Source organism: Paenibacillus sp. J22P143, assembly GCF_059692035.1.
Window position 1 is genome coordinate 104816 of the sequence record NZ_JCAUAQ010000008.1, and the last position, 19982, is coordinate 124797.

Annotated in this window: 17 protein-coding genes and 1 pseudogene; 7 read left to right on the top strand and 11 right to left on the bottom strand. The window is 44.2% G+C overall.

The window, feature by feature from the left end:
* Positions 1-128: 128 nt before the first annotated feature.
* Together AC58PQ_RS14665 and AC58PQ_RS14670 are read right to left on the bottom strand one after the other, a co-directional pair.
* Complete coding sequence (locus AC58PQ_RS14665; protein ID WP_497242652.1) at positions 129-1643, bottom strand: sensor histidine kinase; 1515 nt, start codon at positions 1641-1643, stop codon at positions 129-131.
* Positions 1640-2323: a response regulator transcription factor gene (locus tag AC58PQ_RS14670; protein ID WP_497242777.1), complete on the bottom strand. Its 684-nt coding sequence runs from the start codon at positions 2321-2323 to the stop codon at positions 1640-1642. Before AC58PQ_RS14670 ends, AC58PQ_RS14665 begins: the two co-directional genes overlap by 4 nt.
* A 211-nt stretch (positions 2324-2534) precedes the next feature.
* Here AC58PQ_RS14670 and AC58PQ_RS14675 point away from each other — a divergent pair, with 211 nt between their 5' ends.
* Together AC58PQ_RS14675 and AC58PQ_RS14680 are read left to right on the top strand one after the other, a co-directional pair.
* Entirely contained in the window at positions 2535-3353 is an 819-nt protein-coding gene (locus AC58PQ_RS14675; protein ID WP_497242779.1) for an FAD:protein FMN transferase, read from the top strand.
* A 171-nt stretch (positions 3354-3524) separates the two neighbouring features.
* Positions 3525-3757 (top strand): annotated as a pseudogene (locus AC58PQ_RS14680) (NAD(P)/FAD-dependent oxidoreductase); the annotation flags it as partial.
* Positions 3758-3909: 152 nt separating this feature from the next.
* On the opposite strand, the gene AC58PQ_RS14685 reads toward AC58PQ_RS14680, so the two are convergent.
* From AC58PQ_RS14685 to AC58PQ_RS14700, 4 genes are all read right to left on the bottom strand, one after another.
* On the bottom strand, positions 3910-6015 hold the full coding sequence (locus tag AC58PQ_RS14685) for an alpha-galactosidase (RefSeq protein ID WP_497242653.1): 2106 nt from the start codon (positions 6013-6015) through the stop codon (positions 3910-3912).
* A 12-nt stretch (positions 6016-6027) separates the two neighbouring features.
* Positions 6028-6831 (bottom strand): carbohydrate ABC transporter permease, encoded by an 804-nt coding sequence (locus tag AC58PQ_RS14690; RefSeq protein WP_497242654.1) that lies wholly within the window; start codon positions 6829-6831, stop codon positions 6028-6030.
* On the bottom strand, positions 6828-7706 hold the full coding sequence (locus AC58PQ_RS14695; RefSeq protein WP_497242655.1) for a carbohydrate ABC transporter permease: 879 nt from the start codon (positions 7704-7706) through the stop codon (positions 6828-6830). The genes AC58PQ_RS14690 and AC58PQ_RS14695 overlap by 4 nt, the downstream gene beginning before the upstream one ends.
* A 120-nt stretch (positions 7707-7826) precedes the next feature.
* Positions 7827-9158 carry an ABC transporter substrate-binding protein gene (locus AC58PQ_RS14700; protein WP_497242656.1) on the bottom strand — a complete coding sequence of 444 codons (1332 nt, stop codon included), beginning with the start codon at positions 9156-9158 and terminating at the stop codon, positions 7827-7829.
* 191 nt (positions 9159-9349) lie between these two features.
* On the opposite strand from AC58PQ_RS14700, the gene AC58PQ_RS14705 reads away from it, so the two are divergent.
* The 3 genes from AC58PQ_RS14705 to AC58PQ_RS14715 all read left to right on the top strand — a co-directional run bounded on the left by AC58PQ_RS14705 (position 9350) and on the right by AC58PQ_RS14715 (position 14127).
* A complete protein-coding gene (locus AC58PQ_RS14705) occupies positions 9350-11179 on the top strand; it encodes a cache domain-containing sensor histidine kinase (RefSeq protein ID WP_497242657.1) in 1830 nt (609 codons plus the stop codon).
* Positions 11176-12729 (top strand): response regulator, encoded by a 1554-nt coding sequence (locus AC58PQ_RS14710; RefSeq protein WP_497242658.1) that lies wholly within the window; start codon positions 11176-11178, stop codon positions 12727-12729. Before AC58PQ_RS14705 ends, AC58PQ_RS14710 begins: the two co-directional genes overlap by 4 nt.
* Before the next feature lie 135 nt (positions 12730-12864).
* Positions 12865-14127, top strand: coding sequence for a BaiN/RdsA family NAD(P)/FAD-dependent oxidoreductase (locus AC58PQ_RS14715; RefSeq protein ID WP_497242659.1), 1263 nt, complete (start codon positions 12865-12867; stop codon positions 14125-14127).
* A 66-nt stretch (positions 14128-14193) separates the two neighbouring features.
* Here the strand turns inward: AC58PQ_RS14715 and AC58PQ_RS14720 are convergent, their stop codons facing one another.
* The 4 genes from AC58PQ_RS14720 to AC58PQ_RS14735 form a co-directional block, all read right to left on the bottom strand.
* Positions 14194-15549 carry a dicarboxylate/amino acid:cation symporter gene (locus AC58PQ_RS14720; RefSeq protein WP_497242660.1) on the bottom strand — a complete coding sequence of 452 codons (1356 nt, stop codon included), beginning with the start codon at positions 15547-15549 and terminating at the stop codon, positions 14194-14196.
* Between the two features lie 181 nt (positions 15550-15730).
* Complete coding sequence (locus AC58PQ_RS14725) at positions 15731-16540, bottom strand: hypothetical protein (RefSeq protein ID WP_497242661.1); 810 nt, start codon at positions 16538-16540, stop codon at positions 15731-15733.
* Between the two features lie 146 nt (positions 16541-16686).
* Positions 16687-17103, bottom strand: a complete 417-nt coding sequence (locus tag AC58PQ_RS14730) for a BRCT domain-containing protein (RefSeq protein ID WP_497242662.1) — start codon at positions 17101-17103, stop codon at positions 16687-16689.
* Positions 17104-17220: 117 nt separating this feature from the next.
* Complete coding sequence (locus AC58PQ_RS14735; RefSeq protein ID WP_497242663.1) at positions 17221-18063, bottom strand: inositol monophosphatase family protein; 843 nt, start codon at positions 18061-18063, stop codon at positions 17221-17223.
* A 168-nt stretch (positions 18064-18231) separates the two neighbouring features.
* Between AC58PQ_RS14735 and AC58PQ_RS14740 the strand changes: the two genes are divergently transcribed.
* Complete coding sequence (locus AC58PQ_RS14740) at positions 18232-19197, top strand: aldolase catalytic domain-containing protein (RefSeq protein ID WP_497242664.1); 966 nt, start codon at positions 18232-18234, stop codon at positions 19195-19197.
* 93 nt (positions 19198-19290) lie between these two features.
* On the opposite strand, the gene AC58PQ_RS14745 is transcribed toward AC58PQ_RS14740, so the two are convergent.
* Positions 19291-19614, bottom strand: a complete 324-nt coding sequence (locus AC58PQ_RS14745) for a hypothetical protein (RefSeq protein ID WP_497242665.1) — start codon at positions 19612-19614, stop codon at positions 19291-19293.
* 203 nt (positions 19615-19817) lie between these two features.
* Between AC58PQ_RS14745 and AC58PQ_RS14750 the strand changes: the two genes are divergently transcribed.
* On the top strand, positions 19818-19979 hold the full coding sequence (locus tag AC58PQ_RS14750; protein WP_497242666.1) for a GerAB/ArcD/ProY family transporter: 162 nt from the start codon (positions 19818-19820) through the stop codon (positions 19977-19979).
* The last annotated feature ends 3 nt before the right edge of the window (positions 19980-19982 follow it).

Here is a 19982-nt window from a genome sequence, read left to right on the forward strand (position 1 = left end):
TTTCGGGCGAATTAAGGGCGGTCAACCGCTCCTTTTGGAGCTCTGAGCCCTACTTTTGAGCTCACCCATCACTCGCACCCGCCACACAACAAAAGAAGCTGACGCATCAGCGCAGCTTCTTCCCCATACTATCTCGGTAACCGCACGATAAACATGCTCCCCTCACCGACTACACTCTCCACATCTATTGTTCCGCCATGCACCTCTACAATGGAACGAGTAATCGATAGGCCCAAGCCCGCGCCGCCGCTGCGTCTTGCCCGCGAGGAATCGATGCGGTAGAACCGATCGAACAAATGCGCAATATGCTCTGGCGCAATCCCGGGTCCGTTATCGCGTACAGCGATTTCAACGCCTGCGTTCGTTCGCGTCAGTGAGACTCTCACCTCACCCGTCTCCGGATGCGTATGCTGAACCGCGTTGTGGAACAAGTTGAGGATCACTTGTTTGATTTTGTCCGGATCACAATGACACTGTGTTTCTGGCTCCAAAAGGAAGGTGACTGTTCTCTCACCTGCAAGCAGACGCAATTGGTGCTCCATCTCGTGGAGCAAGTCATCCATAGCTGCCTCCGTCTTCTGAAAAGACGGCGTTCGATCAAGCCGCGCCAACAGCAGCAGATCCTCGACTAATTTATTAATGCGGACCGATTCGCCGTGCATGCTTTTCAACGCTTTCAACAGTTGTTCGGGCTGTTGATACGCTCCGCGCAGCAATACCTCCAGGAAGCCGTGTATCGAGGTCAGCGGTGTTCGAAGCTCATGCGAGGCATCTGCAGCAAAACGGCGCATCTGTTCTTTCGCTTCCTTTTCAGCTTCAAATGAAAATTCCAAACGCTCTAGCATGCTGTTGAAGGAGGTAGCCAAACGATCCATCTCCGCCTGCCCCTGATGATCGGGAAAGCGTTCATTCAAGTTACCCGAATCAATACTTTTCACCGTATCTACTAAATTGGACAGTGGCACGAGTGTCCGTCTCAGCACCGGCAGGAAGCCTAGCAGCCCAATAACCATCGCGAGCATCGATAGAAATAAGAAGGTAAGCAGCTGCCTTAGAAGAACATCTTTGATCGGAGCGGTGCTTGTGCTTGCTTGAATGAGCGCCTGATAGCCGCGGGAACGATCAGGTTCCCCGCCTCCTATTTGATGAAAGACAACCAACTGTTCGTTCCCTTGACTGTCTTCCATAATCAAATGCTCCTGCTTCTTCGATCTCTTTTGCAGGATTTTTAAATATGCTTCCTTATCTAACTCCAACGTCGACTGTTCATCCTGCGATGAAACCAGTTTATATGTCCCTTTGTCATCAATCAGCGCAATGGTTAAATCCGGCACAAAAATCCGCGGGCCTTCACCGAAAGCATCCTGCCGATTATTGCGCATGAAATCCTGCCTAGGAAGGAATGGACTCGTTCCCTTATCTAGCCCTTGCTCAGCTCGAAGCCACACGTTGGGCGGCAGCGCAGCAAGCTGATTGCGAATGGTCTCCGCCTTATTTTGAAACATAAACTGCTGCATGAACACATATTGAAACACACCAATTAACAGCAATAGTGCGGACATGACCAATAACGTGCGTGATAAGATTTGAAACTTTAAGGATCGGGTCTCGAAGCTATTTGCAAACCAGTCACGCCTCTTCATGTCAAATCCATCCGATACCCCGCGCCGCGAATGGTGCGAATCAGCTTATGCTCCTTATCTCCAAGCTTTTCGCGCAGGGAGCGTATGTACACTTCCACAATATTTTCTTCACCGCCAAAATCATAGCCCCACACTTTATCCAGAATCATCGTCTTACTTAGCACAAGACCGTGATTGATCGACATAAATTTAAGCAGTTCGTACTCCGTCGGCGATAGTTCTAAGACACGATCATGCATGGAAATTTCTTTGCGGCGATCATCCATACGTAATGGCCCAATAATGACTTCCCCGAACAAGTTTGGAAAATGGTTCCGAATCCGCGCGTAGATGCGCGCCAGGAGCTCCTCAAAGCTAAACGGCTTAATCATGTAATCATCGGCTCCTAATGTGAGCCCCTTCACCCGATCATCGATTTCATCTTTAGCTGTCAACATAATAACCGCGACGTTGTCCGTCTTCTTAATCATGCGGCACACCTCGAACCCGTCCATGCCAGGCATCATGACATCCAGAATCGCGATATGCGGCTGAAATTTATTACAAGCTGTGATCGCACTGATGCCATCCTGTGCTGTCATCACCTCGAAGCCTTCGTTTGTAAGCCCGAGCTCTAGAAATTCTAAGATATGAGGCTCGTCATCGACGAGTAAAATTTTAATACCTTTTAATTGACGCATCTGCATTCCCATTCGACTCCCCCGCATTTCATTCGTACACGACTTCTACAATCAGTATCCCATATCCTGCCTAAAAGCAATCTGAGCAGTGGCTGAAAACTTGCTGAAAATCAGGAAATCTTCAGCCATTTTTCAGCTAACGATCAATTGAATCTCAGGTAAATCCCCTATACTGATCGTATCTAATAAGGATAAACGATGTATACAAGATATCGGCAAAGATTGGTTTGGACGGGAGTACAAAAGATTCAGTTCAGATGTAGCTGACAGCGAAATCAACCTTCTTAATACGTTGGCAGGTGAAAGCTGCCTCGTGTCCACGACAATGCTGGAGGTACTATTTCTTGCTGAAATGTATCAAGCTATCACGGATGGCTATTATACACCGCTGCTTTCTATCCAATCACCCCCGGGAACACCCAAGCAAACGCCAAGTTCACTTGGCTGGCGAGTCAATCCAACAATGAAATCGGTCACACTGCCTCCGCATACACGTATTCATTTGCAAGGTCTTGAGAAAAGCTGGTCGTTGAAACGATTTGTCAATTATATGAAGAAAACCTTATCGCTTGCACGGGGGCTCATGCTATCCGAGGGTGATGTGACGGCATGGGGGCAATCTGGGGCTCAGCAGGAGCCATGGACGATCGGGATTCAAAATCCATGGAACAAGAACGCCAAACTAGCTGCGATTGTGATGCTGGAGGGTGCGCTCTCTACGTACAGCCCGCTTCAGGATCACAAGCAGGGTGACGCTAGCAGCGATGTGCTGCAATGTACGGTTGCGGGTCAAGACCTAGTGGAGTGCCACGTATGGGCACGATTGTTGGGCTCATTTGGGCTGGAGGCTGGGCTAGCCCCTCTTGCCAAACGCAGCGAAGCATGCGAAGCTATTGTACTTTCCAAGCAAGGCGAGCTGCACTACTACGGGAAAGAAGATTCTCTTGGACAACGATGGTTAGACCTGGAGGTGGATCATTACCATTTTAGTGACAGTAATCTTCGTGATGATGTTGATAGCTTCGTCTAAAGAATGTAAGAAAGAGATTGTTTGTGGATGAAATTAGGAAAACAAGGTGTTATCCACAATTCAACTTCATTTATCCACACTCGAGATGTTAGTTACCCACAAAAACACCCGTTTTATTAACAAGTTATCCACGGGTTGTGTGTATCTTTTGAATATGGAGCCCTACGCATCATTTCTGGCGGCGGCAGATGCAACGTGACAAACAACAAAGACATGGATGAATTGATCAAGCATATCCCTGGCAACGGGCGCTTCTTTTATAGTGCATTCACCTATTTCGGGAATAAGGACATTATTGCGTTTTTTGAAAATCTCGGCATCCACTCAAAGAAGAGGACAACGGTCGGATGTTTCCCATCAGCGACAAGGCCAAAACCGTCGTCGACGCGTTAATCGGCCAAGTAGGTAAAAAATTAAAATGTAAGCGATTATAATTAACTCCTCAAAGAAGCAGGCAACTAGCCTGTCTTCTCAAGATCTGACTCTCAAACCAATAATGAAAGTTTAGTCGTATAATTGTTAAGTTCAGAGCGAATTTAGGTTGAGTTTTTTTGTCTCAGACTTTAGTAATACGAATAACCGCACTATCAAAATCACCTTTCAATTCCAGCTTAATCCCAATCTGCATCAATGCTTCACCACTGGCATGTTGCGGGTCGGAGTCAATCGAATAAAGCGCATGTTTATCCAAACCCGCAAGACGGACACGAGGCAATTGATTTCCGAATGAATTGCTGTGCAAAAAGGCGAATACAACGGCTTCATCTTGATCTGCGTTCACATACATACTCGCTGACACACTATTTTCTCTCGGTGAAAGAAGTCTGTACTGATCACCATGCTGTACAGTTGAACGAATCTCTTTATAAAGTAGGGTAAGCTCCCTAGCTTCTTCCCTCTCCAACTCGGACCAATGCAGCAGATTGTCGCCAATCCCCAAGTTCCCCATCATGGCGCAATGGAATCTGAACTTTAAAGATAACTTTCTTTGATTCACCCAATTGACTTCGTCCGTCACCCAGGATTCCATAATTTTGGCGCAATAAGCAAATGAAAACCCTTCTTGAATTCGCAACCGATCAAATGCGTCCGTATTATCGCTAGTCCAGACTTGATCAAAATATTGCAATACGCCTAGATCAACCCTACCGCCGCCACCGGAGCAAGATTGAAAAATGACATCAGGATATCGTTCCTTCAACTTTTTCACAATTTCATATACGCCCATAGCATGTTTTACCCAAATCTCCCGTTGTTCCGTTACAGCAACGGAAGGGAATCCAGGCTCGCTAAAATTCCGATTCATATCCCATTTAATAAATTTGATGTTGTAGGTGCCCAAAAGCTGATCCATAAAATTAAAAATATATTGGCGTACATCTTCCCTAGTCAAATTTAAAATCAACTGGTTTCGAATTTCAGTTCGTTGCCTCGTTGGAAAATGATAGACCCAATCAGGATGGGACCGATATAATTCGCTGTCCGGATTGACCATTTCCGGTTCCACCCACAGTCCGAAATCCATGCCCAATGCATTTACCTTAGAAATCAAGCCTTCCAAGCCTTGCGGGAATTTCTCTGGGTTGACATGCCAATCGCCTAAACCTGCTCGATCACTGTTTCGTGCTCCAAACCATCCATCGTCCATTACGAACAACTCAACGCCAATGGAAGAAGCAATTTCTGCAAGGTTGACTTGCTGATCCTCCCTCACGTCAAAACTAGTCGCTTCCCACGAATTATAGAATACTTTTCTGAGCTTTTCTCTGTTAGGAGCAGGCAGTAAATATTGCAGCTGCAGACGGTGAAGATTGCGGCTCGCTTCTCCAAATCCACCACTGGTATAACCGATAAAAAAACCAGGCGTAGTAAAGCTGGATTGCGGTTTTAAATCCCAACAGAAATCAAAATCATTCACGCCTGCGCTCACTTTGACCAGTCCAAAATGGTCCTTTTCAATCGCAATTTTCCAATTACCGCTAAACGCAAGTGCTCCAAAATACACTTCGCCTACTGATTCTGTCGCAAGTCCATTCGGATCTAACGTATAAAAAGGATTCGCATAATGACTAGTCGTACCTCTTCTACTTTCCAGCACTACTTTGGTAGTTGGAAGCATGATCTGACTGAATTGGGTTTCTCCGACCCACTTCCCTGTCAAATAGCTGAGCCGATAATCTTTATGTTTAGGCACGTACGTAGAACCGGATAATGCCGTTTCCAATGCTATGCTAGTCTCGCCGCCATTCACGATCTCCGCTTTCCGTTCCATAATGTCGATATTTTCATATATCTTGTAACTTAGATGAACAATTAACGGATAGTGATTGTCTTTAAGCGTAATTGTCAACGTATCGGATGTCATGCTCCAAGTTTCATACTCAAGCACGACATCTCGCACATGATCGGAAAATGTTGCTTTTAAGCATGGTTCCGTATATTTAGCTTTGGACCACCCCATATATTCCTCGGCGCTTAATTCGCTCCCCAAAGTAAATGGATATTCTGCCTCAGTGTCTGCGTTGGGATAATCGGAAAGGTAGGGAAGTTTGGCACCAAAATAGGTTTGATTAATTGTCCCTGTTTCACAAAGCCCGATCGCATACGCCATCGTTTTTGTTTCGAGTACCCAGATCGTTCTTTTCTCATCAAAATGTATCATCGTCATCCTCCATTAGCCTTTTACTGCGCCGGACATCATGCCTGATATGATGTAACGTTGACCGATTACATAGGCGATAATGATCGGCAACGTCGTTAAAACGATTGATGCGCATACCAAATTCCAACTGGAAATATAAGTTCCGTAGAAGTTATAAACGGCCAGTGTCATCGGATTGTAGGCTGTCTTATTGAGCACATAAAGTGGAATGACAAAATCGTTCCAAGCGTTCATAAAATTAATCAACAGCGCCGTAATCGAGACTGGTATTAGTAGTGGAAACAAAATCTTGAAAAAAAGCTGCCACGGGCCGCATCCGTCGATTACGGCAGACTCGTCTAAGTCTCTAGGCACGGAGGAGATAAACCCATAGTATAGAAACACTGTAAAAGGGATCATTAGCGCCGAATAGAGCAAGATAATGCCTTGAAATGTATTCATGACATGCAAGAGCTGCATGACCTTAATCGTAGGGATTATATTAAACGGTGCGATCAATCCGATAATAAAATAAAGATACAGTGCACGATTAGCCTTTGTTCTTCTGCGGGACAAAATATATGCCCCCATCGCGGAAGCGACATTTGTCAACAAGACCGACCCCATCGAAATGATCGTGCTGTTCCTGAAAGCGCGGATCATATGCCCTTCTTCAATAACCGTCCAAAAATTTTTAAATTGAAAATGAGCTGGCAGACGTAAATTCATTAAATCAGCTTCAACTGGCGTTTTAAATGCGTTTATAAGCACTAAAAAAAGTGGCACTAAAAAAATCAATGTAATGATCCATACTCCAGCCTCTTTCACACTTCTCATGCTTCCACCTCAGACTTTCTAGATAAAATGGAAAGCGCGGAAAGTGCGACAATCGTAGTTAACAGGAATATTAGCACACCATATGCGGTAGCAAGTCCGTAACGCCCTGCTGAAAACTCCCTGAAAACGGCAGTATTTAGCACTTCTGTAGCATTGCCAGGCCCACCTTTTGTTAATACAAATATCAAATCGAACACTTTGAATCCATTTATCAGGTTCAGAACTAAATTAATCGTTAATGCCGGCATAATTAAAGGCAGTGTAACGTTCCAAAATTTACTCCACGCATTAGCTCCATCCATGGAAGCAGCCTCGTAGTAAGACTTATCGATCGTTTGCAAGCCGGCCAAATAAATAATCATGTTGAAGCCAACAAATTTCCAAGTTTCTACGGTAATGACTGAAGCCAATGCAAACTTGATATCTACTAGCCAACCTTGCGTCCAGGATTCCAAGCCAATCGAGGTAAGAGCCGAATTGATAATGCCATGATTCGCGTCGAATACGGATGAAAAAACAAGTCCTATAATAAGCGGAGAAATCGTCACGGGTAAGTAAAACAGGGTGCGGAGCACGTTCTTCGACTTCAGCCCTTCATGCAATAAGAGCGCAAGCAACAGCCCCAGCACATTTTTAAGTAACGTAGTGAACAACGCAAATCCCGCTGTATTTTCAATGTATTTAACGAAAACTTTCCCTTCCGTGATCATCTGTTTGAAATTATCGAAGCCTACGAAATTAACATCATCGCTGAACGTATTCCAATCCGTTAACGAGTAATAGAAGCTAAACAAACTAGGTATAAAAAACAACAGCGTATAAATAATTACAGGAACAATTAAAAAATACATAGGGTAAATTTTTTTCATATTCATGGTTTTCTCACTCCTCTTGCTCGCACAGCTGATCTATTTGTTTTTTGAGGTAAAAAAGGAGGAATGTCCTGATAAGACATCGCCTTATATCCGACAATTCCCCCTTATTTGACATCGGAATTACTTTGCTACTTTAAAGGATTTATCGCGGCTTTCATCCAACTTTTGCAGAACTTGCTTCGGCTGCGATGCCCCTGCAAGCATATCCTGAATTGACTTGCCTACTAGTCCGCCATCCCAGAACTTTAGGGAAACCTCGTAAGCTTGGCTAATGTTTTTACCTGCAATTTCATTGATGCTTTTCAGAGCTGCGGTTGGCGGTGCCACTTCAATACCGTTAAAAGAAGCTTCACCCAAATCTTTTCTCTCCGTATAGTAGGCTTTCAAGTTGTCTGGTTTGGAAAGGAATGCAAAGTATTGTTTCACAGCGTCAATATTTTTGCTTTCTTTGTTAACAACGCGGACGACACCTCCCGAAGAGGTTGCGAACCCTTGATTATCCCCTAGTGGTATAGGGAACATTTTCCATTTATCCGCACCCGAATTAGGGAACTTTTGAACCACTTCTTGCTGATACGTTGTATAAACAAGATCCATCGCGTATTTACCACTTCCTATTGCTTCATAGCCATGATCCCAATCGTTAGATAAAACATTTTTTCCAAAATAACCTTTTTTGTTCATTTCATTTAATTGCGTCATCGCTGTTTCCAAAACTGCCTGATCAGCAAATTTCGCTTCGTTTTTGTTAAATTTAGCCGTTAAGTCAGCCCCAGCCCCTGCTACTGTCGACACGCCTGACAGCCAAAGCGGCAAATGCCATTCATCTTTTCCATTTTCGTAGATTGGTGTGATGCCGTTCGCTAACAACTTATCGCAAAGTGCTGCGAATTCCGCGTATGTTTTTGGAGGTGTTAAACTATATTTGGCAAACAAATCCGTGTTGTATAGTACTCCCCAACCATCAACGGACCAAGTGTTAAATCCGTACAGCTTGCCATTTATCGAGGCTCCGCTCTTAGCCCAACCTTTCAAATTGGCTGCCCAAGGCTCGTTGGATAAATCAAGGAAATTTTTATCTGGCTGGAAATTGTCCATTCCGATGCCTGACTGCATATAGATGACATCCGGCGCTTCATGCGTCGATATCTTCGTTTTCACAATATTCATATACTGATCGTCTGGATTGACTTGAAAATCGATTTTGATACCCGTTTCCTTCGTAAACGCTTCCGCTTGCTTACGATCGATGTCCTTAATCCAGTTTTGCGAAGCACCTACTGTAAGTGTCACATCTTTTTTCACTGCTGCTGGTGTGCTTGCTACTGTACTTGCTGGTGCCTTCTCACTTGCTGCCGGTGTTGTTGATACTTCTGTCTTAGTTCCGCAACCTGTTGCGATTACAGTCAATGTAGTGGCGAGAGCAAAAACGGATATTAATTTGCGTTTCATTTGCAATTCCCCCTAATTATATTGTGAGACCCTCGAGTGTCTAACGTCAGTATAAAACGCTTTCAAATCATTTGCGATGCACAAAATCCACCTATCAACTGGACGAAATTCACCTCTTTATTTTGATTGAGTTCCATTAAGTACATGTTATAATGGGAACCAAAATAGAACCTCAGGAGATGGGTCTTACCATGCCAAGATTTGCGATAAAGACGATTCAATCCAAATTGTTTTTCACATTTTCGATTCTTATTGTCAGCATTGTAATGCTTCTTTCCGCACCGTTTTATTATTATATAGCTCATATTCTCAAAGAAAGAGCTTCCGAATCCGCGTACCAGTCGGCATCCTACATATCGACCCAATTGGACTCTCAAATAGAAAACATGGATAATACAGCAGTTAAAGTCATCTCTTCTGGAAAAGTGAGGGATTTATTCTTTCAAGATCAAGATTTCACCGATACAAATGTTTCGTTGGGTATTCAACGCCAAATCAATGAGATCATATATTCCATCATGGGGCCTCTTCAGCTGGATTGGCAAATTAATTTATTCGATATCAAAGGAAGATTTGTAGGAATCGGCAACAATTCTTTGATTACCTCTTTCGGCAGCAGGCCGGAAGAGCTAGATTGGGTAAAAGAATCGCTGGATCGAGACGGCAGAAAGTTTGTAACCGCTCCGCATCTCGACGATTGGAGCTCAAGAAACAAAGAAGTAATTTCATTGACTAGGATGTTTCCTTGGGAGTTCGGATCCAATCAGCAAGGGATTGTGGAAGTCCAGTTGAACTACGAAACAGTAAAAAAACTTATTTCCAAACTCATGGCTGGACCATCCGAATCCTCCTTCTCCAAGAAGTCCGTTTACATTTATAATGAGCAGGGAAGTGTCATTTACCCCGCTGATGCACGATCGAAAGATCAAGCTGAGCTATACTGGGATACAGTTCAAGTAAGGCCGAGCGAATCTGAGGTACTATCGTTTAAAAACTCCGTTAGCAATGAAAGTGAAATACTTGCCTATTTTCGTTCCGGATACTCGAAATGGACGGTTGTTACAGCGCAATCTGAAACCTTATTGCTTCACCCCGTAAAGGTATTCCGAAATACGATTTTCGCAGCGGTAGTGGGATTGCTGCTGATTACGCTTATTGTTTCTTATTTTGCCGCCCGTGGTCTTACATCTCCCATCAAACAGATGCATAAATCCATCCGTGCGCTAAGCATTGATACGCTTGAGCCGGCATCCCAAATAGAGTCAAGTGTCGGTGTGAATGAACTCGAGAGTCTAAATATCGCTTTCAAGAAGATGTGTGCTCGTCTGCAAAGTTCGATTGAAGAAACTTTCATCTCACGTTCTAAAGAGATGCAGGCGCGGATGCTAGCCCTTCAATCTCAAATGAATCCTCATTTCCTATATAACACCATTACCATTATCAGCATTATGGCGGAAGAAAAAGATCAGCATGATATTGTGCAAATGTGCCGTCACTTATCTCGAATGTTGCGCTACATTTTATCAGATAAAGACAATCAAGTCAGTTTGGCTGATGAAGTTAACTACGCGGAAAGCTATATGACGTTGATGCAAAACCGTTATGAAGACATGATCCAATTTCAAGTTCAGATTGATCCTGCTATATTTAATGAAAACGTTCCCAAATTAGTGGTACAGCCAATTATAGAAAATTGTATAAAATACGCCATTAACGTGGATCCCCCTTGGAAAATTCAATTAATTGGAGAGATAGATGGTGATCGATGGCGTATACGCATTCTAGATAATGGCGGCGGATTCACATCAGAAGCTTTTGAGGCCCTTAATGCCCCCAAAGATCCTAACCGAACGGATAGAATGGGTCTAAAAAATATAAGTGAAAGACTTCACTTGTTGTATGGTAGTCAGGCTGAATTTACGGCATGCAACCTTACTGATGGTGGGGCTTGCGTTTCAATCGGGGGTCCAATAGACATGAAGAATCAGAAACTCATACAAAGGGACGGTGTATCCGCGTGATAGAAGTCAGCAGTGCGTCTACATACCGCGTGGTTGTGGCCGAAGACGAACCTAGGATTTTAAAAAATGTCGTCTCGAAAATACAAGATAATTCGGACCGTTTCCATGTTGTCGCATCCGCTTACAATGGCATAGAGGCGCTGGAAGCAATTCGAGTGCTACGTCCGGATGTTCTCTGTACCGATATTCGAATGCCTAAAATGGACGGCTTGCAGCTGATTCAGCATGTTGCCCAGGAATTCCCTCACATCGCGATTGTCATTGTCAGTGGATATAACGATTTTGAGTATGCAAAAGGAGCTATGCAGTACGGTGCTAAAGATTATTTGTTAAAACCAATTGATGCAAAAGATGTCGAAGAAACGCTGCAGCGGATTTGCATTCAGTTGGATACTAGGCATTCGCAAACAATGAGAGAACAGATTCGAGCGACACTCCTTAAACCAACTTCTCGATCAGACATCGCATTTTCACTTCAAAATCAGCTTTTCCATTTGTATTACATTCATGCCGGACATCTTCCGGGGAATCAGTTCTCACAAGAAGCTACCGAACATTTCGAGCAATTATGGGGGGGAATTGAGCGTAGTGGTGTTCTCGCAGATCAATTAAAAGAATTTGGTTCCTGGTGGGTAATAGAACCTAAACAAGTATTCGGGAAGTTTATTGTCTTGCAGACACAACAAGACATGAAATTAGAAGCACATAAACATGCGGACAATTTACTAAGCGCCCTCAAAATGCAAATTTCTCCTTTTCACGTTACAATAAGTTTTTGTGTCGACTCCCTACAGGCTGATCAATTGTGGGAACAGAGTCAGCAGTTAATTACCGAAGTAGAAAAACAACTCGTTATCGGGCATTCTGCCGTCCTAAGCCCGGGTAAGGAAGCTCAAGGTTTACCTTCTCGCGTGGATGCACTTATCCAGCAAAGACTCATGCAGCTGATTGTAACCAGCAACAAGTCACAAATATATAAAGAAGTCTCTGAACTTTTCCAGCAATGGCAGGCAGATCGGCGCCCACAGCGTTGGGTAGAAAGAACCCTCCAGCACTTTTTTCAACTTTTTCTTCATCACTCAACTCTCATGTCCGATGCAGAGTTTGTTCATTTGGAATACGAAATGTTATCAAAAATTACTCATACCACAGATATGATGGGCATCTTGGAAGGTATTTGGCCAATCTTGGATGCATTACTCTTCGTGAATGTAGATAAAGAAAAAGAGGGTGGGCTCGAACTTACTAATCGAATGGAAGCATATTTAAAAACAAATTACTCCTCCCCAATTACCCTAGATGAGATTTCGGAGAGGTTTCATTTTAACTCCACATACCTCATAAAAGTATATAAAAAATATAAGAATACCACTCCCTTGCAATATCTAATCAATCTTCGAATTGAAGAAGCGAAAAGACTGATTGCGACGTCACCGGAGCTGAGTTTCAAGGAAATTGGTGCTATAGTTGGCTACTCTGATCCTAATTATTTTAGCCGAATATTTAAAAATACAACGGGAATCAATTTATCGGAATATAAACAACGATAGCAAAGTAAAAAAAGCCGCATATGATGCGAATAATCATCTTGATAATTTTTATTTAAATAGTCGTGATTACGCATCCTATTTGGGTTTAGCTCAAATTAATGATACAATTTGCAAAAATGGGTCAAGGAGTTTTGTATGGCATATGATGTAATCGTGGTTGGTGGAGGATCTGCAGGTTTAATGGCAAGTATAGCTGCCAGCTTAAGTGGGGCTAAAGTTCTTCTCCTAGATAAGGGAGACAAATTGGGGCGTAAACTTGGGATTTCTGGTGGTGGTAGATGTAATGTAACAAATAATAAAGAAACCGATGAATTAATCAAACATATCCCTGGCAATGGTCGCTTTCTACATAGTGCATTCAATAATTTTAGTAACAAGGATATCATTGATTTTTTTGAAAACCTCGGCATTCGTCTTAAAGAAGAAGACAACGGTCGCATGTTCCCTGTAAGCGATAAAGCTAAAACGGTTGTAGACGCGCTTGTAAATCAAGTTCGTAAACAAGGTGTAGATATAAGAATTAATAGTCCTGTAGATAACATTAATTTTAATAATGGCTCAGTCTCTGGGGTACGTTTAAAATCTGGAGAAACCATCCGTAGCAAGAATGTGATTGTAGCTTCTGGCGGCAAATCTGTCCCACATACCGGTTCAACTGGAGACGGTTATCTATGGGCCAAAGATGCAGGTCATTCCATTACTGAGCTTTTCCCTACAGAGGTCCCTTTAACCTCTACTGATACTTTTATCAAAAGTCGTGAATTACAGGGACTTTCACTTAGAGATGTAACATTGACGGTATGGAATAGTAAAGATAAGCCAATCATTTCTCATCGTGGTGACATGCTATTCACACACTTTGGCATTTCTGGACCCATCGCATTACGATGTAGTCAATTCGTTGTAAAAGAACTAGCGAAGAGTGGACTAAAAGAAGCTATCCTTACTGTTGATTTCCAGCCAAATAAAAGCCTTAATGAGGTTTATGATGACACCCTCGCATTAACTAAAAATGAGCCTAAGAAGGCCATTAAAAACGTTCTCAAAGGCTATCTGAATGAACGGGTCATCCCTTTGCTTTTACAGAAGGCTGAACTTGATGAACAACTTACACATGATAATATTCCGAAACAAAATTGGATGACATTAAGCAAATTAATTAAAGCTTTTCCAATTAAAATATCAGGCACACTCTCAATTGAAGAAGCCTTCGTGACAGGCGGCGGTGTTAATCTAAAAGAGATCGATCCTAAAACAATGCAATCCAAACTTATGAATGGATTATACTTTTGTGGCGAAGTCCTTGATATTCATGGCTATACTGGCGGGTACAACATTACAGCTGCTTTTTCTTCAGGTTATACTGCAGGCAAAAACGCTGCAATGTCTTTATCTTAATAACAAAAAGACGAACGAACACCCCCTTGGTGCCGTTCGTCTTTTCTCTATTTTCACGTTCTGCTATTAAGCAGTCGCCAATTCCAATTCATCTTCCTCGTCACGATCGAACGCAGCGCGGTCGAATTCACCTTCGGATTCTGCTACAAGCAAGGCTGTAACTGTGGTTCCTGTTGCGTTTACAGCTGTACGACCCATGTCGATCAACGCTTCAACGCCAATCACAAGACCCATACCTTCAATCGGCAAGCCAAGCGCAGTCAATACAACGGTCGTGGAGATCGATGCAGGACCTGGTACACCAGCTACCCCAATGGAGGAAATAACGCTCACTAGAATCAACAAAGCATATTCAGAGATACCTAATGGAAGGTTATACACCTTAGCTACGAAAATCGCCACTACCGCCGGCCAAACACCGCCACAGCCGTTGAAATTCATCGTTGCCCCAAGCGGTGCCACGAAGCTGGCAATACGCGGTGATACGCGTAGACGTTTCGTAATTACCTCCAAGTTAACAGGCAATGTTGCATAGCTGCTGCGTGTTGTAAAGGCAACTGCAATCGTCGGATATGCCTTTTTGAAAAATTTGATCGGGTTAACTTTCGCTACAAGCAACACAAGTCCACCGAAAACCAACACGAAGTGGATAATTAATGCCACATAGGAAGTCAAAATAATTTTAGCTAACGGCTCCAATGTTTCCCAACCGTATTTAGCTGCCATTGCCGCGATCAACGCGTACACCCCATAAGGTGTCAAACGAATCACATACTTCACAACTTGGTGCATAACAGCCGTAGCGGAAGCAAAGAATGCCTTCACAGTTGCTACAGCCTCTGGCTTTTTGGAACCTACGGATACGATCGCTACAGCTACGAAAATCGCGAAGATCAGAACCGGTACTACTTTACCAGCCGCCATGTCGCTAATTGGATTGGATGGCACCAGATCCAGAATAACTTGAGAGAAGGTCGGAATTTCTTTGGCTTTAAAATCCTTCGGAACCGCTTGCGCGATCCCATTACCTGGATCAATCGCTAATGCGACTAGAAGACCGATCAAAGCTGCGATCCCCGTTGTAGCTAGGAACCAACCAATCGTTTTGAAGCCTAGTTTACGAAGCTGAGCCATACTGGACAACGACGAAATGCTGTTAATAACGAGAATGAAAACAAGAGGCATAACGAGCATTTTGATCAAATTGACGTAAATCGTTCCGATTGTACTCACACTTTTAAATTGCAGACCTGCCTGATTGAAAATGACCCCCGCTACTAGACCAAGACCTAATGCGATAAATACACGGTTACCAAAGCTGACTTTCTTTTTACCTAGAAAAACGAGGAAACCAATAATTACGATTGATACAACTAAGCTTACCCAGTTCGTTTGAAAAGCGGACACTAGGTTGTTTTCCACATTCATCATCTCCTTATCCCTACTAAATTACTTGGTTTAATTGTGATAAGAATATGACATCTCACACTACATGTCAATGGTTAATTTTTATAAAATGACAAAAAACCGAACTATTCCCTTTTTTATACAAGGGTTGATTCGGTTTTAGGCCTTTTCTCATAAAACACACGAAGTAAATTGCCTAAATCGTGTGTTGGTCATGCACGATGGCTACTAGATACCACTGTGAGCCTGAATACGCAAAAACAAGTCGTAAACTAGTCCAATCCATCCCTTGATACTGCGGATCAAAACCAGGGAAATGATATTCAACGGTTATATACGAAGTCGCGGGGTATACACTGAATACATTGTTGATCATGTTCCCTTTGCCTATCATCGTGTTATAGCTAATCTGTGGTGCAGCGGCAAAGTTAGCGTTATATACAAATTTGGCCCAGTAATTCGGGAAAGTAAGGTCAATCGGGTCGCCTGACCCATCGAAAGTACCCCAGTGCGTGAGACTTGGGCTAGCCCAAAGCGTTGCAAGATTGCTGCCTTGAACTTGAACGTCTGTCGCTGTGTGGATATAGGAATACGGAGAGAACTGTACACCTCTCTGCGGATGCACAAGGCTTGCGAGTTTCGTTATATTTTTCTCTTTCAGCACGGTTATCACTTCTTGGGCCCTTGCTTCGATTACTTTCTTGGCATCCGCCGCGGCAGCAAAGCTTGGGGGCGTTGCAGCTGGCGTAGGCTTCGAGCTAGCTGTTGCCTGCGGTTTCGGTGACGTTGTCGACGGTAGCGGTGTTGATGGCATGGTTGTTGGTGCGGGCGACCCAACCGACGTTGGCTCAGGGGAAGGCGACGAAGTGACACTCGGGGTTGGTTGCGCCGTTGAGCCGCTGGTACTCGTGACCCCACTATCGGTCTGTTTCGCGCTGCATCCTGCTAGCGTGCTGACCAAACTGACCATAATCACAGCAATGGCGATCTTCCTCCTACTTCCCATGAAAACCACTCCTTCTTCAATTGTCTTCCTTATTACACCAAACGTATGCGGGGGGCCAAAGGTTACATGCTATGCCTCTACGCTCAAAATAAAAATGAAAAAGGGCCCCACTCCGCATACGGAGATGGCCCCTTTTCCAACGTCGATTAAATCCGAATACCGGCGCTAAAATGATTATAGTCATCGGCCGAAGGATCGAAAGCCGCCTCATCATCACTCGGCACCGCGTCCCGATCCGCCACCACAGCTGAAGCCGCATAGCTGTCGGACCAATCCTCATTCACGGTGTGTGCCGGAATGCGAATGGATCCCTCCAGGTCATAGGCCATCGCGAGGGTGGCCTGCTCGGACTGCATCTGCGGCTGATCCACGAGCCGCCCGCCGTGCGACTGGGCAATTTCGATGGCCGAGGTGATCTCCTGCGCATCTAGATGGATGTGCAGCATCGCGCGCTCCCCTTCCAGCAGCTCCGGCTTATAGCCGAGTTCTTCTAAGGTATCTAGCGCAAGCAAAGCATCCCGCGTTTGATCAAACTCAAAAAAGATAGGAACAAAGTCCTTCATCTAACAGCATCCTTTCTTCCTAAAGTTTTTCGCCAGAAAAACTGGCATCGTAAGCATAGGCTTAAATGGAAAGTCTGCCTTTAGGTTTGACCAATTGTCCCTATCCTATTCGAAACGCTATTCCTTCTTGCGTGCTTCTTGAACGAATTGGAGCAGCTCCGCATGATATTCCGGCACAGCTGCTACTAAATAGTTCGCCTTGTCCGCTCCCGCTTCATCTGTAATTGCTGCGCCTCCGAGCAGCGCAACGGGATTGCCCATGAAATCCGTCACCTTCACACCAGCCTCCTGCGCAAGCAGCAAGCCAGCATATAAATCTTCTCCTTCGGAGTTGTACAAGACAACGCCGTGCAGATCGCCTCTTGCCAACATCGCCCACACCAGGGTAGGGGCCCATAAACGCATCACTCTTTTGACCGAATACTCCAGATGATGCCGGAGCGCTAACGCCCGCTGATCGTCTTTCGTTACAGCATGTCCTTGAATCCATGAAATCGTGGACTTCGCCAGAGCGCCGGAAGGCTTCGCCGCAAGCTTCCTATCACCTTGCCACGCCCCCTCATCTTGAACAGCCACATACGTGAGTTCCATGGCCGAATCATGAACGACGCCTAGCACAATGCGCCCTTGGTAGCTCAAAGAAATCGAAACGCCGTACAAGGGGATGCCCAAAGCGAAATTGTTCGTTCCATCTAAAGGATCAACATGCCACACCCAATCACTCGCTGCGCCACCTTCACCTGCTTCTTCACTATAAATACGATGAGTTGGAAATACACTCAGGATGTCATCCACGATGAGACGATCCGCCTGCACATCCACCTCTGTCACCAAATCACCGCGCTCATCCTTGTGCTGAAGGATGAATTGGCCACCGAAACGTTGCTTGGCTAGTAGACCAGCCTTCACAGCTGCCTTGACGGCAACTTCCCTTGCTAATGTCCATTCGTTTCGATTCATTCCCTTCAACCTCCTCGCATGATCACTTCTATCCTTCCATATTACCACATCCTACCTAAGAAAGTTGCATGGTTACCTAGCCTTTGCATTGACAAGCCACCTATTCATAAGTGATAATATAGCAAAATCAGAAGGCGACAAGAGCTGTCGAAAGGGGTATTTGCGAGTATGGTAAAGCATCATCAGCACAAGATTTTGGATTGTACGATTCGAGACGGCGGTTTGATTAACGATTGGGATTTTAGTGTGGAGTTTGTCCAAGACATGTATCGCGGCTTAAGCGCAGCCGGCGTAGAATATATGGAAATTGGTTATAAAAACTCAGAAAAGCTACTAAAAGGCGGAGCATCAGGGCCTTGGAGATTCCTTAATGAGTCCTTCTTGCGTGATGTTATCACCAAAAAAACAGATACGAAGCTATCCGCTCTTGTTGATATCGGACGTGTGGATGAGAACGACATTTTGCCTCGTGAAGACAGCTTACTTGATTTGATCCGTGTTGCTTGTTATATCAAGGATGTAGATAAAGGTCTTGAGCTTGTACAGAAATTCCATGACATGGGTTACGAAACGTCCCTAAACATCATGGCGCTTTCCCACGTAATGGAGAACGAATTGACAGAAGCCTTTGAAGAAATCAACAAAAGCCCAGTAGACGTTGTTTACGTTGTGGACTCCTACGGCAGCATGCAATCCAAAGACATTGATTACCTAGTTTCCAAGTTCCAACGCTTGCTTCCTGAGAAGGAACTTGGCTTGCATATGCACAACAACATGCAGCTTGCTTTCGCTAACACGCTAACTGGTGCTTCCAAAGGCGTTACTTTCTTGGATTCCTCCGTTTACGGAATGGGTCGCGCAGCTGGTAACTGTACAACTGAATTGTTGCTCAGCCACCTCAAAGGAGCTCGCTATGATGTTCGTCCTGTTCTTGGAATCATTGAGAAGCATATGATCAAGATGCGTGAGAAATGGGATTGGGGCTACCTCATTCCTTACATGATCGTTGGTGCCTTGGACGAGCACCCTCGCACAGCCATGGCTTTGCTTGATTCTGCTGAAAGAAATAATTTCGTTGATTTCTACGATCGTCTGACTTCCGTAGAAATTTCCCCGGCAGCAAGCAAAAAATAATCAATTCAATCTTAAAAACCCCTATTCGCCAGCTCAGAAGGTTCGCCTTCTGACAGGACGACTAGGGTTTTTTTAACGCCACATGAGTACCCGCTACTTGATAATTTTTGCCGAAACAACATAATTTTCTGCGTAGGCCCGATCAATCAAGAAGATGAAATCCTCTCCATCTCTGCGATTTACATTCCTTTTTGGATGAACCTCGATATAATCATTCTCAATTAATACCGTACATCTCTCATCGGCATAAATCAATCCATCTTGTAAGCGGCTTATGGCTTCCATCATAACTTCTCGTGACTTCAACTCTCCTTGAATCTCCACATAGACTTTTGCGGTAGCATCGTGATCTTGGAGTAAAATCGCTACCTTATGTTTGACTTTGATACGCACCTTCTTTTTCGGAGATATGCTCATAGGTTCTACTCCTTCACTCGTCTATGCATTCAGTTTATGTCGAAACTGGGTAAGGTGGACTAGGCTAATGGACATTTTAACTAACCACAGCTAGTTGGTGTTCAGGTATTGTAAGGCATCGAAGGATATTTTTTCCCAAATTTGAAGATAGTAAGAGCATCAGCACGTCAGGGGGGGTTCTGCGTGATTCAAGTACTCTCGACATGGCAAACATTCTGTCTATAACCTTCGGGAGATATCTCGGTCACTTTTTAACCACCTTTTATATTTGGGCATTTATTTACGGAGCCGGAAGAATTCTGCGGGATCTCAGTGAGCTTATGGGAGCATTCCTACTCCCTAGCACACCAGCGCCCTTCTTATAGCAG

Bases quoted from the DNA above. Each gene is read 5' to 3' on its own strand.
- AC58PQ_RS14690 (WP_497242654.1), bottom strand. From the start codon at position 6,831: ATGAGAAGTGTGAAAGAGGCTGGAGTATGGATCATTACATTGATTTTT.
- AC58PQ_RS14740 (WP_497242664.1), top strand. From the start codon at position 18,232: ATGGTAAAGCATCATCAGCACAAGATTTTGGATTGTACGATTCGAGAC.
- AC58PQ_RS14715 (WP_497242659.1), top strand. From the start codon at position 12,865: ATGGCATATGATGTAATCGTGGTTGGTGGAGGATCTGCAGGTTTAATG.
- AC58PQ_RS14685 (WP_497242653.1), bottom strand. From the start codon at position 6,015: ATGATACATTTTGATGAGAAAAGAACGATCTGGGTACTCGAAACAAAA.
- AC58PQ_RS14670 (WP_497242777.1), bottom strand. From the start codon at position 2,323: ATGCGTCAATTAAAAGGTATTAAAATTTTACTCGTCGATGACGAGCCT.
- AC58PQ_RS14665 (WP_497242652.1), bottom strand. From the start codon at position 1,643: ATGAAGAGGCGTGACTGGTTTGCAAATAGCTTCGAGACCCGATCCTTA.
- AC58PQ_RS14735 (WP_497242663.1), bottom strand. From the start codon at position 18,063: ATGAATCGAAACGAATGGACATTAGCAAGGGAAGTTGCCGTCAAGGCA.
- AC58PQ_RS14730 (WP_497242662.1), bottom strand. From the start codon at position 17,103: ATGAAGGACTTTGTTCCTATCTTTTTTGAGTTTGATCAAACGCGGGAT.
- AC58PQ_RS14700 (WP_497242656.1), bottom strand. From the start codon at position 9,158: ATGAAACGCAAATTAATATCCGTTTTTGCTCTCGCCACTACATTGACT.
- AC58PQ_RS14705 (WP_497242657.1), top strand. From the start codon at position 9,350: ATGCCAAGATTTGCGATAAAGACGATTCAATCCAAATTGTTTTTCACA.
- AC58PQ_RS14695 (WP_497242655.1), bottom strand. From the start codon at position 7,706: ATGAATATGAAAAAAATTTACCCTATGTATTTTTTAATTGTTCCTGTA.
- AC58PQ_RS14745 (WP_497242665.1), bottom strand. From the start codon at position 19,614: ATGAGCATATCTCCGAAAAAGAAGGTGCGTATCAAAGTCAAACATAAG.
- AC58PQ_RS14750 (WP_497242666.1), top strand. From the start codon at position 19,818: ATGGCAAACATTCTGTCTATAACCTTCGGGAGATATCTCGGTCACTTT.
- AC58PQ_RS14725 (WP_497242661.1), bottom strand. From the start codon at position 16,540: ATGGGAAGTAGGAGGAAGATCGCCATTGCTGTGATTATGGTCAGTTTG.